The 16,041-nt window shown below is 61.4% G+C and carries 11 protein-coding genes; 4 read left to right on the top strand and 7 right to left on the bottom strand.

Going from position 1 to position 16,041, the window contains the following annotated elements; genetic code table 11:
• The first annotated feature begins 5 nt into the window (after window positions 1–5).
• Entirely contained in the window at window positions 6–2,528 is a 2,523-nt protein-coding gene (locus tag HY921_06850) for a hypothetical protein (GenBank protein MBI5630585.1), read from the top strand.
• Here HY921_06850 and HY921_06845 read toward each other — a convergent pair.
• Window positions 2,525–5,689 carry an AAA family ATPase gene (locus HY921_06845; GenBank protein ID MBI5630584.1) on the bottom strand — a complete coding sequence of 1,055 codons (3,165 nt, stop codon included), beginning with the start codon at window positions 5,687–5,689 and terminating at the stop codon, window positions 2,525–2,527. The genes HY921_06850 and HY921_06845 overlap by 4 nt on opposite strands.
• A gap of 207 nt (window positions 5,690–5,896) precedes the next feature.
• Here HY921_06845 and HY921_06840 point away from each other — a divergent pair, with 207 nt between their 5' ends.
• Entirely contained in the window at window positions 5,897–6,601 is a 705-nt protein-coding gene (locus tag HY921_06840) for a glycosyltransferase family 2 protein (protein MBI5630583.1), read from the top strand.
• Here HY921_06840 and HY921_06835 read toward each other — a convergent pair.
• Window positions 6,547–6,864 carry a hypothetical protein gene (locus tag HY921_06835; GenBank protein MBI5630582.1) on the bottom strand — a complete coding sequence of 106 codons (318 nt, stop codon included), beginning with the start codon at window positions 6,862–6,864 and terminating at the stop codon, window positions 6,547–6,549. The genes HY921_06840 and HY921_06835 overlap by 55 nt on opposite strands.
• 280 nt (window positions 6,865–7,144) lie before the next feature.
• On the opposite strand from HY921_06835, the gene HY921_06830 reads away from it, so the two are divergent.
• Window positions 7,145–9,016, top strand: coding sequence for a hypothetical protein (locus tag HY921_06830; protein MBI5630581.1), 1,872 nt, complete (start codon window positions 7,145–7,147; stop codon window positions 9,014–9,016).
• 121 nt (window positions 9,017–9,137) lie between these two features.
• Complete coding sequence (locus tag HY921_06825) at window positions 9,138–11,234, top strand: hypothetical protein (protein MBI5630580.1); 2,097 nt, start codon at window positions 9,138–9,140, stop codon at window positions 11,232–11,234.
• Here the strand turns inward: HY921_06825 and HY921_06820 are convergent.
• The 5 genes from HY921_06820 to HY921_06800 are packed head-to-tail and all read right to left on the bottom strand — an operon-like array spanning window position 11,218 to window position 15,991.
• Complete coding sequence (locus HY921_06820) at window positions 11,218–12,645, bottom strand: hypothetical protein (protein MBI5630579.1); 1,428 nt, start codon at window positions 12,643–12,645, stop codon at window positions 11,218–11,220. The genes HY921_06825 and HY921_06820 overlap by 17 nt on opposite strands.
• A complete protein-coding gene (locus tag HY921_06815; protein ID MBI5630578.1) occupies window positions 12,642–13,370 on the bottom strand; it encodes an outer membrane lipoprotein-sorting protein in 729 nt (242 codons plus the stop codon). Before HY921_06815 ends, HY921_06820 begins: the two co-directional genes overlap by 4 nt.
• Window positions 13,363–14,586 carry an ABC transporter permease gene (locus HY921_06810; GenBank protein ID MBI5630577.1) on the bottom strand — a complete coding sequence of 408 codons (1,224 nt, stop codon included), beginning with the start codon at window positions 14,584–14,586 and terminating at the stop codon, window positions 13,363–13,365. The genes HY921_06815 and HY921_06810 overlap by 8 nt, the downstream gene beginning before the upstream one ends.
• Window positions 14,580–15,245, bottom strand: a complete 666-nt coding sequence (locus HY921_06805) for an ABC transporter ATP-binding protein (protein MBI5630576.1) — start codon at window positions 15,243–15,245, stop codon at window positions 14,580–14,582. Before HY921_06805 ends, HY921_06810 begins: the two co-directional genes overlap by 7 nt.
• Window positions 15,245–15,991: a hypothetical protein gene (locus tag HY921_06800; GenBank protein MBI5630575.1), complete on the bottom strand. Its 747-nt coding sequence runs from the start codon at window positions 15,989–15,991 to the stop codon at window positions 15,245–15,247. Before HY921_06800 ends, HY921_06805 begins: the two co-directional genes overlap by 1 nt.
• Window positions 15,992–16,041: the final 50 nt, after the last annotated feature.

Genomic DNA, 16,041 nt, shown 5'->3' with positions numbered 1-16,041 from the left:
GTTACATGGAATTTTCGGACGCCTCGGCGGTCAATGATTTAGAAACGGCCCGGCTGGCCCTGCGCTGGGCGTTGGAGCGCCTACACAAAATCGCCGAGGAAACCGCCGCCCTCAAGAAGGATAAGGCGGAGGGCCAAAGGCAAATCCAAGCCCTCTCCGGGGAGCTCGCGCAGAAGGAAGACACCCTCAAGCGCTGGAAGAAGACGATTCAAACCTGGGAGGATTCCGTCCAAGACCACCAGGACATGGAGGAGCGCCTGCGCCAGGAGTTGACCCGGGAACTCTTGGAGAAAGAGGACTTCCTCATCAAGGAACAGCGGCGCCAGCTCGAGCTCGAGGTAGAGGCCTACCAAAGGAAGCTCCTGGAAAAAGAGAGCGAAATGGGGGCGCTTCGCCGAGAAATCCTGGAGGCGGGAAAGGCCGCCCGGGTCCAAGGCGAGCAGGAACTACAGAGCGCCCTCAAACAGCAGGAAAGGATTTTCGAGGAAAGCCAGGAATCGCTCCAGGCCAGGCTTGAGATACAGGCCCAGGCCTTGAGGCGCCGCGAGGAGGAGCTTGCGGTCAGCGAGCAGAAGCTCGCGGATCTCATAAAGTCCAGGGAGGCCGAGCTTCACCGGCGCTACGAAGCGCGGCAATGGGAAGCCCGTCAGGAAGAGGTTCGGGAGCAGGCGCTCAAGGAGCTGGAAGGCGAGCGAGAGGCGGCCCGCGCCGGACTCGAGGCCAAGCGGAGAAGCCTCGAGGAGGAATTTTCAAAAAAATGGGCGGAAAGAGAGGCGCAGCTCGCGCAGAGCCACGAGCAGGGACTCAAGGCCGTACGCGTGAAGGTCTTTCAAGATCTAGAGCACGAGAGGAAATCCCTCCAGGCCCTGTACGCCCGTCAACAAGAGGAGCTCTCCCAAAACTCGGCCCGGAGGGAGGCCCAGCTGCGCGGCCAAATTGCCGCGGAGCAGGCCCAATGGATCCGGGGCTCCGAGGAGCGCGCCCAGGCCCTGCGCCAGGAGCTGGCCCAGCAAAGCCTCCAGGAATCCGCAGCCCGCCAAGCCCACTACGACCGCAAATGGGCCGAGGAAAATCAGAAGATCCAGGAACGAGCCCGCGCCGAGGAACACCAAAGGCAGGAGGAGTGGGAAAAGCGGCTTTCCGCGGAAACAGCCGCTGCGCGGGCCGCGGCCGGCGAGGAAAGAGCCGCGACCCAGGCCCATTTTCTAGAGATGGAGACTCGGCTTGAGTCCGCGTTCCTCGATAGGGAGAAGAACCTGCGCGCCGAATATTTTTCCCGTGAGGCCCAACTCAAGGAGGATCTCGCGCGCGATGAGGCGCAATTCCGCCGGGAGCAGGAGGAGGCTCTCTCGCGCGAGAAAGAGGCTCTTTACGCACGGGCCCAGACCTTGGAAGCATCGCTTCAGGAGAAATTCACACGCGACCAGTCGGATCTGGCCCGGCAAACCTCCGAAAGGGAGCGGGAAATCTCGAGACGACAGGAGGCTTGGCTTGAGTCCGAGCGCCGGCGCCTGGAGGAGGCTTGGCAGCAGAGGTGCCGCGAGCTCGAGGAGGATTGGCGCAAACGCCAAGAGGGGCTCGAAACCGCCCGCCGCCAAAGCGAGCTTGAATTCAAGAAGGCCGTGGACCAGAGGATGGGAGAGTTGGCCTCCTTCGAGAGCAAGTTCCAGGAGGCCTGGATCAAGAAGGAAGCTGAGCTTCAGGAAGCCTTGAGCCAGCGCCAGGCGCAGTGGCTGGCCTCCCAGAGAGCCCTCCTTGACAAGGAAAGGCTCGAATGGGAGCAAGGCAAGGAGGCCGGCCTGCAAACCAAGCGCAGGGAGCTAGAGCTCGGCTTCCAGGCCCGCGAGAAATTGCTCGAGGACTCGATGCGCGCCAGACAGAAGGACGCCGAGGCCGCCCTGATGCAGAAGGAAAGGAACCTCATCCTGGCCTACGACGAGCAGATCTTCAAGGCCCGAAGCGAGCTCGACGGGGCCTGCCGGGAGCGAGAGCAGTCCTTGGAGCTCAAGCACTTGGAGCTGGAGAAGAAGCTCGCCGACGAGTGGCTGGCCAAGGAAAACTCCTGGAACGCCCGGAAATCCGAGCTCTTGGAGCGGGAGCTCAACTCCCTGCGCCGCCAGATGGACGAGCGAAAGGAAAGGCTCGAGGCGGAGTTCGACCAGAAGAACCGGGAGCTCCAGGCCTCCATCGCGGGCGAGCGCGACTCCCTGCGCGCGCAATTCGAGAAGCGCGCCAAGGACTTGGAAAAGCTCTACCGGGAGAAATTCTCCCAACTCGAAGCCGAGCGCGGCAGGGCCAGCACGTGGCTGACGCAGAAGGAGGAGGAACTGGCCCAGCGCTTCCAGAAGCTCGAGCGGGATCTCCGCAACGAATTGAACCTCTCCAAGAAGGACTACGCCTCCCAATACGAGGAGAAATTCAAGCGCCTGGCCGAGGAGCGAGTGGCCCTACAGAAGGAGTACGAGAACAAGCTCCGCGAGCTGGACCGGCGTGGGCGCAACCCCGACCAGCCCAAGAGCCTGGATTAGCCGTCCAAGGGCAGCATCGGCACCCGGCGCGGGATCAAGGCCCCGCGGACCTTGGGTGCGGCACCCGGGGCGGGAAGGGGCTCCAGGGCGATCTCCATCACGTCGCCAAGCTTCTCCAAGGAGACTATATGCATGCCCTCCCGAACATCCTCGGGAATCTCCTCCCGCGCTTCCAAGCGATTCCCTTCGGGATGGATCAATATCGTCATCCCAGCGCGCTGGGCGGCCAGGGCCTTCTCCCGGATTCCCCCGATCATGAGGTAGCTGCCGTCCATGCCCAATTCTCCCGTGATGGCCACGCCCCGGCGCACCGGCCTGCCGGTGGCAGCGCTCACCATGGCCATGAGCGTGGCCATTCCGGCCGAGGGGCCGTCGGTGTGGCGTGACGGGATGTCGGTCACGTCGAACACCTTCTCCTTGAATATCCGGGGGTCCACTCCCAGGGTCGCGGCATACGTCCTCAAGTACGTGTAGGCGTTCTGCACCGAGCTCCGGGACAGTTGGCCCATCTCGTCGCGCGATAAAAATCCCGGATCTTTAGGCCCGCGCTCGAGCAAGGTGACCTTCACGTTGAAGACGGTCCCAACACCCGTGCCGCCATACACCGCCAACCCGGTGGCCAAGCCCACGCCGTTGGAGGCCAGCTCGCGCGATTTCTTCAGGAGTCCCGGGAAAGAAGCGACGTCCTCCGCGGGAATTTCCCCCGGAGGGGGCGCTTCCCCCAAATCCATGCGCAGGCCGACCTCGCGCAGAATATCCTCGAGAAGCCGGCTCAACTGGCGCACGCCCGCCTCGAAGGTGTAATTCCTGATGATCTCCAGAACGGCTCCCTCGGAAAATCCCACCTGCTCAGGCGACAGCCCCACGGCGGCCAAGGCCTTGGGAATGACGCTGTAAAAGGCGATTTGCAGTTTTTCCCGATCAGAGTAAGCGCCCAGGCGGACAATCTTCAAGCGGTCGCGCAGGGCGGCGGGCAGACGCGAGGGATCGTTGGCCGTGACGATGAAGGTCACCCGGGATAGGTCGAAGGGAGTGCCCAGATAGGAGTCCACGAATTGATGGTTCTGCTCCGGATCGAGCAGGTTCAATAGGAAGGCCCAGACCTCGGGCGGGGCGCTGTCTATCTCGTCCAGGTGAATCACCGGATTGTTCACCCCGGAACGGCGCACGGCCTCCATGATCTTGCCCATCTTGGAACCCACCCATACGGCTTCTGCCCCTCCCAAATCGGACTTGCCCAGATGCCCCAAGACGGCGAGGGAGATGAATTGATAGGGCCGGTCCAAAGCCTCAGCGATGGCGCGGACAAAAGTCGTCTTCCCGGTCCCGGGCGGCCCGGCCAGGGCCAGAACCTTCCCGCCCTGGAGGAAATCCGTGCGCAGGAACTGAGCCACCACGCCGAAGATGAACCGCTTGACCTTGGCCAAGCCCCAGTGGCTTTTGTCCAAGATTTCCCGAGCGCGTTGGAGGCTCGAATCCCCCTTCGCCGTCTCATGCCACGGCAAGCTCAACAAAACCCGCAGAAAATCGCTGGAGGAGCGCGCGGTCTCGGAGTAATAGCCGGACTCCAGCGCCCGGCGCACGATAGCCCAGTGGTACTCCGCAAGGCGCCTAGCATCGGCGGGGAGACCGGCCGCCTTGATGTCGGCGAGCAGTTGCTCGGCCTCGGAGGGGCCGTCCTTGCCCAACTCCCCGCGCAGGAGCTCGATTTGGCGCTGCAGTTCATCGCGACGCTCGTTCCACTCCCGCCTTTTGGCGACGTTTGCCGCCACGCGGGCCCGGGCCAACTTCTGCGTAATGACATTCAGGATCATTTCCAACTGCTCTTTGATGGAACTACTCTGAAAAAGAGTGCGCCGCCATGATATTTCGGTTCCCGGCACGTTTGATCCGCCCACGAGGTCGCGGCCGACAAAGGGCCGCAGATGCTGTGCCAGCGCCGCCACGCTTTCTTCGGCATTGCTATCCTTCAGCAATATCCAAAGATCTTTCTTGGGGTCGAATCCAGGATCGGCCTTCATCAGGTCAAGGACCTGGCTGCGAATCGCGCCCAATAAATCCTCGACCTCGCTGACTGCGTCCGCGCCACGCTGGGGCAGGGGCTGAAAAAAGGCCTCGAGGCCTCCCTGGTCGCCCCGTTGGGCGGAGTGTGCCAGGATCCTTTCACCGCCCTGAACCACCACGGTCAAAGGCCCGTCGCCGGACTCAGGACCGCGCACACCCACGACGCGAGCCAAGACGCCGAAAACAGATGGCTCGTTCATCGTCGCGCCCGAACCGAGCTCGCCCGGATAGTCGGCCGCCACGATCAAAAAGTCTCCCATTTTGAGCCGGCGCAAGGCCGGCGCATCAAGCTCGGCGTTTTCCGTAAGCTCCCTGGTTTCTTCCAAGAAAAGAGGGTCCTTCAATTTGATGATGGGGAGCACCGGCTCCTCATCCGTGGATAATGCGTCAACCCTCGGCGGCTCAAAATTCTCTATTTTCGGCCGGGCCGGGGCGGACGACTTCGCCGCCATGGGCGCACTCTCGGACGCGGCGGATTTCTTCCCACCGCGCTTTCTCAGCCAAGACTGGACCCGCGGATGTTGGGAAATCACCGCGGCGGCGGCGCCGAGGGCCGCCACGGTCATGAAAATCGGGGCCAGCCAGTCTCCCGGCGCAGAGGCCTGGGCGCCCGCGCCCGCGGCCCACGCGGAGGCGGGCGCCATGGTCAGACCCGCGGTCAGCGCCGCGCGCCGGGCCCACGAACTCGCGCGGCGGGAGCCGGCGGAAGCCGTCAGGGACGCAACCGCGCCCGCGGGGGGAGTCGCCGCCGCCACCGCGGGCGCTGCCGCGCGCTTGGAAACGCGATCAAAGAAAGCGCTAGGAGCGGCCAGAGCCTGTTTGACGCGCGCCATGGGACCCGACGCTTGCCTTGAAGCGTCAGGACTCGCGGCCGCCCGCGGAAGCGCCGCCGGCGCCAAAAATCTAGACAAAACCGGAAGACGGCGGGCCACATCTCTAGCGGGAGAAGCCATTTCCACGGGCCTTGCCGGCGGCATCTCGGCCAACGAGGTCTTGACGGCCTCGGCCAAAGCGGGGGCGGGAAGCCCGGAAACGGCCACGGCAAGGGACAAGACGAAGGCGAGAGATTTGGGCGAATTTCTCTCCTGTGACAGCATGACTACAGTATAAAGACAAAGGCTCCGGCCTTCATGAGCCATAAGGTCCCGGAATGGGGGCTTTATGGCCTAGGAAAATAAATAGGACTTCGGATGGGCATGGCCTGGGCCCAAAGGCCCAGGGCCGGGGTTATCCACAAAAACTTCCCGGGAAGTTTTTGTGGATAACTGTTATACTCAGCCCGTGGCGCCTTCCCAGGAATAGGCATGGGTTCCTCCCTCAAGGTCTCCATCTTGATTCCCGCCTACAACGAGGAGTCTTCCATCCTGGAGGTTCTAGAGCAGGTGCGGGCCCAGGCCATTGCGGGAGTCGAGTTCGAGGTCATCGTGGTGGACGACGGCTCCAAGGACAAGACTTTGGATAGGCTGCGCTCCCGGCCCACCCTCTACGACAAGCTCGTGTGCCTGCCCCAGAACGGCGGCAAGGGAGCCGCGCTCAAGGCGGGGCTTTCTCATGCCACGGGAGAGTACGTCCTGTTCCAGGACGCCGATCTGGAATACGATCCCGCGGAGTACGCCAACCTCATCCGGCCCGTCAGGAAATTCAAGGCCGATCTGGTGCTGGGCAGCCGGATCATCGCGCCGCGCTACCTGCGCATCCACTATTTCTGGAACAGGCTCGGCAACCACTTGATCACGCTATGCTTCAATCTCCTCTTCAACAAGACCTTCACCGACATATACACCTGCTATTTGATGTACCGCCGGGAGCTGATCCGGCCGGAGGACCTGCGCTGCACGGGCTTCGACCAGCAGGCCGAGATCCTGGCTCGTCTCATGAAGGCAGGGAATGCTTTCTACGAGGTGCCCATCTCCTACCACGGCCGGACTTACGAGGAAGGAAAAAAGATCCGGCCCTACCACGCCCTGCCCGTGTTGTGGGCCATCTTCAAGTGCCGGTTCCTTCGCTGAAAGCCCCGAACTCGTAGGGACCCGTCGCGAACCACCGGCGCCGCCGGGAAATTCCCGTGGGGCGGAGGCGAAGGGGCCTCCCACGGGTTGTCCCCCGCCGGGTTTCCTTCACGACGGCACAGCTCGGACACCAAGATGCCGCGCTTCATGCCTTCCAGTATGACGCGTATCTTCTCCTCGGCCGCGAACTTCTTACGCGCCTGGCGCTTAACGCCCTTCACAAACACTGCGGCATCCTGCTGCGGATTCCCCTTCTTGTTCATAAGCCTCCATTTTGCCTAGGCCCTGGTCCTAATCCTTGGGGGCTGATGGGCCCAATATTCCCGCCTCGTTCAAGATTATAATGATGAAGTGAACAATAGGATGCTCGGCGCCGCGACTGCCCTATCGGTCATTCCAAGCGCATGGATGACTCCAGTCCATGCGGAGCCGAGGAAAGCGGCCGTCCTGCATCCCTTGCCTGTCGCTCTGAGCCTCGTCCACCTGCCGACTCTTCTGCCGACCACGCGCCTCTCCTTGAGGCTACCGGCGCAGAACCCGGTCGTGAACAAGATTGACCTGGATCGCTTTTTCGACATCCTAGCGCCCCAAGACTCCGGCGGGGCCGTAGAACTAACCAAGGAGCCAAGGTTGGAAAATCCGGTACTAATGCCGAAGCCGAGTCTACCTCCATCTAAACTAGTTCTGGCCGAACTTAGAGCCATGGAAGCCCAGTCTCTGCTCAGGCCCGGGCAAATTATAACTGGAGGAATTGTCGAACAAATCGCTCAAAACTTAAATGTAGAGACAAAGATGGTCGAGGCGACCTTTGACGAGTTAGTCAAGCAAAACGGCTTGGTTCGCCTAAGCGAGGATCGCAAGCTCCTCTATATAAGCTTGCCGCGACTGCGAGAGGAGCAGGGCTGGCGTCCCCTTAGAGAGTACGAGGCGGCGCTATGGAAAGCCCTTGCGCTCCTCAATGAAAAGCCGTCTATGGAGAATCGCGCGCAAGCCGCGGTCTTATTACATAAGGGCTGGATATTTCTGCACACATGGGGTCAAACGAACCAGGATCCCAATTTCAACAATTGGGCCAAGGAAACACAACTCTTCACTCAAGTGGCTCTGCTGGAGCTTCTTAGGGAAATACTTGTTCAAAATGGAGAGAACCATCTGCTTGATAGGATTAAAAACGTCCAATACGGCCCCGAGGGAATCAAGCCCGAAGCCCTTGAGGACAGCAAATTTCGCGCCCAACTCCTGCCAGTCGTGCGCAAAATCGAGTTTCATGTTCCGGAAGCCCTGGAAATGCTCGAGGATTTCTTGGGCGTCCCCCCGGCTCCCAGACAGCCGTCAACCATCATTGCCGATGAGCTGAAGATTCTCGACGCTATTGGGAAACTCCATCCGGGACAGGAAATCGACGCCGACATGCGGAAATTGCTGGGTTTGGCCTTGAAACGGACAGGAATGGAAGCTTCGGAGCGGTCGGTCCTGGAAGCCTTGCGGCAGCCGGCGCTGAGCGATAAAGCAGCTCCGGTCTCCGGTGACGTGTTCATCTATACCATCATTGGAGAGAACCGTTATGCCAAAAGTCCCATCTCGTCGCTCCGAGAGGCCACCCGCCTCTCGGCGGAAGGACTCGCGGATTTCCACGAAGGCTCCTGGAACGCCCTGGCCGCCGCCGCCTGCAAATTGGCGCAAGCCATAGACTTATACAAGAAAGGGCTTGGGATAATTGCCGACATGACCGGGAAACTTCATCCGCAATATTTAGACCTCTGCCGTATCCGCGATGTCTATCTGCTCAGCCTGAACAGCCTTCTGTCCTTGTATGAGAAATCCTTGATCCTCGCGCGACAAAAAGGCCCGCGGACCATGGCCGAGGAAAGCAGCCGGGCCTTGGAGCGCCTGCGAAAAGACAATCCCGGAGGCCTTTACTTCGCGCTGGATCGCCAGCCCCAAGGGCTGGAGGAGCCCTTGGAGATTTTGCTCCTGGCCCTGCTGGACAAGCTGGATTCCAACGGGCTTCTCTCTGAAACAGATTCGACCACCGAGACTATGGTTCGGTTGAGGCGGACTTTACGGGAATCGACGCCTGGGCCTCATCGTTTAAAAATTCCCGCGACCATCTCCCCCTCTCCCATATTGACGTTGTTAAACATTCACTCACCTTCATTTAGGGACGTTATGAAGGATGCGCTAAGGCTCAACGCCTTAGGCTGGCACATAAGAGACCTCTACCTTATGGGCGCCTTCAGTCTGCTTGAGGAAGTGGATCAAATTCGACAAGCACTCGAAACAATATTGATCTATCATCACGCACTCCTGATAAAGGAGCTGCGAGACGACCTGACCGCAGTCTACTCCAGCCTAAGAAATCCCTACTGGCCCCTGCGCGGCGAGTCAGAGGCGGTTATATCCCCCCTTGAATAAATTCGGGAGGTCCTAAAATAATCTAGGACACCTGCCGTCTTCGATCTGGGCCGAAAGTCCCATCGCCGAACGGCTCTTTTTTGGGACAATTTCCCCTGCGTCATCAATGGAGCCATCCAAAATGAAACAGCTCGCCGCCATGCTTTCCTGCGCCTTGTCATCCCTTCCCTCACCGGCCTGGAGCGCTACTTTCAAGGCCGCGTCCGAACCTCGGCTCATAGGGATTTCCCTCGCCTCGGGCGAGGCGGCGGAACTTGCGGCCTTTGCGCCGGCCCTAACCCCGCACGCCGCCTTGGCGGCCCGCTTTGCGGTCATGAAAAAGGCCCCACCCCAGGCCGGGAAACGGCTCTACGGCTTTGCGAGCGTCCTCGCCCATACGGCCTTCTCCAATATGGACGCGCAAAGGCAGTCGCTTGTATTCGACCAAGGCGAGATCCGGAAGACCCCCAGCATCTCTCTCGAGACCGGCGGGCAGACCTCTTTGCCGCGCCTCCAAGAATTATTCTCGGCCTGGGTCAATGTGGCCGGAGCCCAATCCCTCGAAGAGAGTCATTCGGCGGTCGCGAGGCTCCATCAAGATCAGGATCTGGTCGCCGCCTCGCGGGCGCTCGAAAACGAGGACGCGGTCGCGGCCTCGCTCTCGGGCTCTAGACTCTCCGAGGTGCTGGCACTTCTCTCCCCCGGCGAAGCCCCGTCGGCTGTCCTGAAGCGCCTCTCAGACCAACTTCGCGGCGCGGGGAAGTCCGAAGCCGCCGCCCGGGCCGCGGTAAAGCGCCTGCAAGAACTTTTCATGACAGTGAATTTCGCCGAGACCGCGCCCATGCGGCTCCTTTCGACTCCCGGCATCGGCTACAGCGACAGCGAGGTCGGGAAGCTCTCCAAGCAGACCATCGCGAACATGTACGCCGGGATCCCACTGGGTTACCGGCTGAGGATATTGGGGCCGTACGTTCAGCTTCCCAACGGGACGACCGACGAGCGCGCCCTATTCTGCATCGTCAAGAACTCCGGCCCGGCCGTTCAAAAGCTCATGCAGCTTCTTTCCAAGGAGGTCAGGTCCCGCTCCATACGGGAGGGCTTGGCCGAGACCCAAGACAACCTGGGCGGGCCCATCGCCTTTGAGGAAAGGGACCGGATGACGCGGGAGGCTTTCGGCCGGGGCATCGAGGAGCTTTTCAAGTGGATGAGCCCCGAGCCAGTGGCCTCGGCCACTCTCGGGGTGGTTCATAAGGCCGTTTACAAGGACCCGGGCACCGGCGAGGAGGTCTCGCTCGCCGTCAAGTTCCTGAGGCCCGGGATCGAGGAGGCCCTGGAGGAGGAGATACGGATACTCTACGACTCTATGTCCAATGATTTCGGAAGAGCCTCGATCAGAATGCTCGAGAGGACCTTCACGGCCCAGTTGAGCTTCGTGGCCGAGGCCCGAGGCATCATGGAATACGCCCCGGGCTATATCCTTCCGGAGAAGGGCCTCGACGCGGTGCGCCTGCCGGAGAGCTTCCCCAAGCAAGGCGTGTCCGAGAAAGTCCTGGCCACCGTATGGATCGAGGGAACTCCCCTCAGCCGCTTCGCAAGTAAAAACATCGAGGACTGGGAAAAGGCCCTCGGCCTTCTCATCGAGCAGTACCGGGTTTGGTTCGATCGGGCCTTGGTCGGGGACGGTAAAATGCACGGAGATCCCCACGGGGGCAACGATCAGTTCGACCTCCCCTCCGGAAAGCTCACCTTGATGGACTTCGGAAGCTTCGGCCAGCTCACCCCGGCCCAGCAGGACGGCTTCTTCGATTTTCTGCTCGCCCTCAAGACGAGCAACGCCGGCGCGGCGGTAGAGGCGCTGGCCCTCCTGCAGGATGAAGGGCCGCTCCCGGATAAGGTTAAAGAGCCGCTCGTGCGCGCCATGGCCCAAAAGATGAAGTCAAATAGAAAAAGCAGCTTCGACGAGCGCATGGAGGACGCCCTGGCCGTGGGGATGGGGGTGCTCGACATTCCCAGCGTGGCCTACCTGTTCCATAGGGGTGTCCGCATGTTCCGCTCCGAGATCCGCAGGGCCCAGGCCACGATCAAGGAGCTGGGCGGGCGCGGGCGCAAGGCCAGCTTCGCCGCGCAATTCATGGGAATGGACGTGGCCGAGGACGTTGAGCTCGGGGTGATGACCCGCCGCATAGCCGCAGGCAGCCGGGTCAAGGCGGCCGCTAGGAAGGCTAGAAAGAGTACTTGAGCTCGGCGTAAATCCGATCTTTGGAATCGAATTGCCCGAGGGGCTCGGTCCGGGAGCCCTCGAAAACGTCCATCCCTAAAGTCGCGCGCCAATGCCCTCCCCAAGAGTAATGGAGCTTAGGCCTCAGCATCATGTCCTTGCGCTTGAGGTTGGAGACGAATAGGAGTTCCGGCTCCAGGCTGTCGTCGAAAAGCCCCGTTTTCAGCCAGAGGGAAGCCCCGAAACGCGCGGGCTCCTCATGGAACAACGCCGGCCCGTAGTTGAAGACCTTCCTGTGGAGGACCTGCAAGTTGACGTCGAAGGCCTGCCAGGGGGAGGCGTTTCCCCCTAAGACGGCTTCAAGAGCGTCCCGGCGCACCAAGCCGGAGGCCACCGAAGGGTCCAGCGCCGAAAAGTATTTGCCGTGGTAATACACGGCCTCTCCCCTGTAGACGACACCGCCCCTCTCCTTGGAAAAAGTCGCCCCCGTCAAGGGGAGGCGGTGATGGAGGGGGATGGCGACAAGCGGGGAGGGAGCTCCCTCCCGGGAGAGGACCAAAGACTTATCCCAGGCATAGAGTTGGAACAAACTCAAATCCCACCCCTCGGCCAAAACGGACAGGCGACCCCCTATTTCGCTGTTCTTAAATCCGTCCTTGGGCTTTTGCTCGGCGGCAAGCTCGATCGGCCTGCCTTGGACCGAGGGAAGCACGGGAGCGAATTCCGCCCCCTGGGGCGGGAAATGGTTGAATGCGAGGATGGGAATCCATACCCATTCCAAGTGCGTGGCGCCCTTGGAGGCCTCCCCCTGGACAGCCCACTGCGGCACGCGTATAAGCCCGAAGTCTTGGAGAAGGAACTCCCTCATGTCCCTGGCGTTGACCACATCGGCCGCGAAAATTCCCACGGTCTCTCCCCACACGATCTGCTGCTTGCCGATCCGGGCATCCCAGTTCCCCTCAGAAAAGTCCAGATAGCCCTCCCAAAGCCCTCCCTCCAGGCGCAGATCGCGGCGAACATCCCGCGCGTAAGGGCCTCTCCAATCGTAAACTGAATCGTAAAAGGCCTTGAGGCTGGCCTTATAGGAAAAGCTCTTGGCCAGATCCCCCGATACCGCCAGATAAAGAAGATTCTGGCTTTGGCTCCAATCCCGAGGCCGGGCGACCCGATAAGCCGTCTTGTTCTTGACATATCCGCCGAGGCGCAGCCATTGCCGCGACCAGCGCGTGGCCAGCCGCGGCGCGGCCCTGGGCTGGAGAGGCGGACGGGGGTGGGAAGCTTTCTTGCGGCGGACCGCCGCGGCGCGGGCCTTCCGTCCCGGCCCAGAACTTTTGCGCGGCCGAGCCCAGGCAAGGCCCAGAGAACCCGTCCATATAAGCAAGGCCGCGAGCGCGGCAGCCCGCCGCAAGGGGAGCATCGTGTGGGCTTTCAATATTTCAGCTTCTTGAGGTAAGACTTCGTGAAATACTTCTCCGGCAAATCCGCCGGATCCATCTCCACGTAGTCCACGATGGACCTCTGCCCCTTGACCACAGCGTCCCTCATGACCAGCCTCGAGGGCCTCAATCGTCCGGCCAACGGGGCATACCGCTCGTAGGAGCAGATCTTAAGCAGCCGGCCGGAGCTCGCGTAAAACTCGGCTTTCGCGGGATGGAAATCCTTCCGGCCGACCCAGTAGACCACCTTGGCGTAGGTCACGGCGTCGTTCTTTGCCGACAGTTCAAGGACATAGCGCTTGCCCTCCTGGCGCAATAGCTTGGCCTCATAGTCCCCCGAGAAATTGGCCCGGGTCAAATCCCCGTTGGCCACGTCCCCAATCAGCCTCTGCTGCAAAGACAGCCTGACTGGCTGGGAAAGGCTTGGAAGGAAAGACCAGACCTCCCTGTAGGCCTGGAGAAACGCGCCGCCCCTCTCGTTGGCTGGCTCAAGGGTCCTGACCACCGCCCGCTCGCGCCCTTTGACCATGACCTCGTACCGAGCCGTCCGCCGGCTCTTGTCCGGCTTGACGCTCACGACGTCCACGATCCCGGTGTAGTCAATCTGCGGGTTGCGGACCTCGTCGGCCCTGGCCACGATCTCCGCGGGAGTCGGCCCCGCCCCCCGAGATGGGCTGGCCAGAGCGAATCCCGCGGCAAGGACCAGCCACGCTCTAAACATTGTGCCTCAAAGCCTCCGCGATTTCCAATCGCGAAGATTTCCAGGCCGGGTACACAGAGGAAACGAGGCAGGTGCTCATGGCCTGGACAAAGGCGAAGGCGAACGCCCTTGGAACCACCGGAAAGCGGGCGATCCATTCCACCGTCATGGACGGGGGCACCCCCATGGGCACCCCGACCTGTGAAAGCAAGCGCGCCAGCCCGTAGCCCAGGCCCAATCCAACCGCGGATCCCAAAAGCCCCAAGATAAGCCCCTCCGCGATGAAGAGAAGCAACACCTCCTTGGTCTTCATCCCCAACGCCATGATGGTTCCGACCTCGCCGATCCGCTCCAAAGCCGCCATGTTCATCGTGTTGAAGACGCTCAAGATCACCACGACCATGATGATAATTTTAAGGACCAGGAACAGCCTGTCGTAAAAATTCACGAGTTTGCCCACGAAGTCCGCGTCGTCAAGCTCATACCAGGCCTTGACCTCCAAACCGTCGCCGGACAGCGCCTGCCGCAGCCGGACGACGGCGGCGGGGGCTTGGCCTGTGTCTTGCAGGAAAACCGTGAACCTCTGGATCCCCTCACTGCGCAGGAGCCCTTGGGCTGTCCTAATGGGAATGCGCAGAGCCCTATCATCGTAGGCCTTGGTCCCGCTTCGAAAAACTCCAACCACTTTCAAATCCAAGCCGTTAAGCCCCCCGCCGGGGGTGTTGGCGAGCAAAGCCAGCGAATCGCCCTCCTTGGCGTGCAGCGCCTTGGCCAGCCCTTCCCCGATGATCGCCTCGTAGCCTTCGGAGCCCGCCAGGTCTCGGCCTTTGATGACTTTCAACAACGGGCTGATCTCCTTGCGAGGATCGACTCCCTGAGCCAAGCAGGGCATGCTGGTCTCGGCCACGCTCAGCAGTCCGAAAAACTCGAGCCGCGGAGCGACCTGGAGCACGCCCGGCAAGCCCGATATCCGCTTGCCCACGCCTTCCGGGTCCGGGATCATGTAGGAGAATGGATCGATGGAGCCCTTCTCCGAGAAACCCTCGGCGTACACCTGAATATGCCCCAGGAAAGCCCGGATATAACTTTCCTGGAGCTCTTGGATGGCGCCGCGGATAAAGCCGGCGGTCACGATGAGGGAGGCGCAGCCGGCGGCGATGGCGCATACCGTCACCGAGGTCCGGGCCCGGTTTCTAAGGACGTTTTTCAGGGCCAGCCCCCAATCCATCGCTACCATATCTCCCCATCGGCGAGCTTGACGACCCTGTCGGCCTGTGCCACGATCTTTGGATCGTGAGTCGAGAAAATGAAGGTCGTGCCCAACCTCCGGTTGATGCCCTTCATAAGGGCCACGATCTCGATTCCGGTTGCTTGATCCAGGTTGGCCGTGGGCTCGTCGGCCAGCACTAGGACGGGGGCGGCCGCCAGGGCCCGGGCCACCGCCACCCTCTGGCGCTGCCCGCCGCTCATCTGGGAGGGCTTGTGGGCGGCCAGGGCCTCAAGCCCAACCTCCCTCAAGGCGGTTAAAGCCTTCGAGCGCTTTTCGCGGAGGCTCAACGGCAAGCGGCGCAAGGGGAACTCCACGTTCTCCACGGCACTCAGGGCCGGCAGGAGGTTGAAGGCCTGGAAAACGTAGCCGAGATGCCGGCCTCTCAGCTCGGCCATTTCATCCGAGGATCTGACGGTAGCCTCCGCCCCGTTGATCACCACCCGGCCCGAGCTCGGCCGCTCGATGCAGCCCAGGATGTTCAGCAAGGTCGTTTTTCCGCTCCCGGAGGGGCCCACCAAGGCCAAGAATTCTCCTCTCTCGACCTTTAGATTGATTTTTTTCAGAGCCCGGATGGACGAGCCGCCCAGGGCGAAGGTTTTTGAGACATCCTCGAGAATGGCGGCCATTAGAACGGGCCGAGGTCGGCCGCCGGCAAAATGCTCATCTTGGACTCGGAGGAATGCGCGGCCACAAGGGGCCTTAGCGCATCGCTGCCGATAAGAATTCCCCATCGCCTCAGGAGGGAGAACTCCGCGGATTCAATCGTCACCCCGGACACCCGGCTCAAGCGGGGCCTCACGCGCAAGGGAGCTCTGCGCAGTCGCCCTTCCTTAAAAAAGTAGGCGCGGCCAAGGCCTAGCCCCAGGTCCAGGGCCCGGTAGATTGAAACCACGAGAATCGCCGCGATTCTGCCTCCGAAACCATCGCTTTTGCGCGCCTCCAGGCTCAGAAGCGGCTCGCCCGCGCGGCTGATCTCGGCACGGATCCGGGCCGTTTCGTCGCCGTAGGAAACCTCGGCGATCTCCTTGGGATAGCCAAAATAGCGATGCCACGCCCGCAAGGGGATTTCGTGGTTGACTTGAATGTCCGCGAAATGAAGGCCCCAACGGGCCCGATGGAAAACCACCGGAAGGTAGGCCGCTTCCTGGAATCGAGGCAAAGACATCCGCGACCCGACCGAATACCCCCCCAAATAGCGCGCGATGAACACGACCAACAATCCCCGTCCCCAGAAAGGAACGCGCAGCACGCGATACTTGTTCCCGGACACGCGCGAGACCCAGGCCTGCAATTTCTCGGCGTCAACTAAATAAATCAGCATGAGATGGGAAATTAGAAAGTCGTAAGGCGGCTTGGGAGGTTCCTCAGGCACCTTCCGATGCTATAAAAATCTCCCGCCCCATCCCCTGGGCCATAGGGCCT

This window comes from Elusimicrobiota bacterium (genome assembly GCA_016218575.1).
In the GTDB taxonomy this organism is placed as follows: domain Bacteria; phylum Elusimicrobiota; class Elusimicrobia; order UBA1565; family UBA9628; genus JACRDN01.
This window is presented reverse-complemented; position numbering and strand designations above follow the sequence as displayed.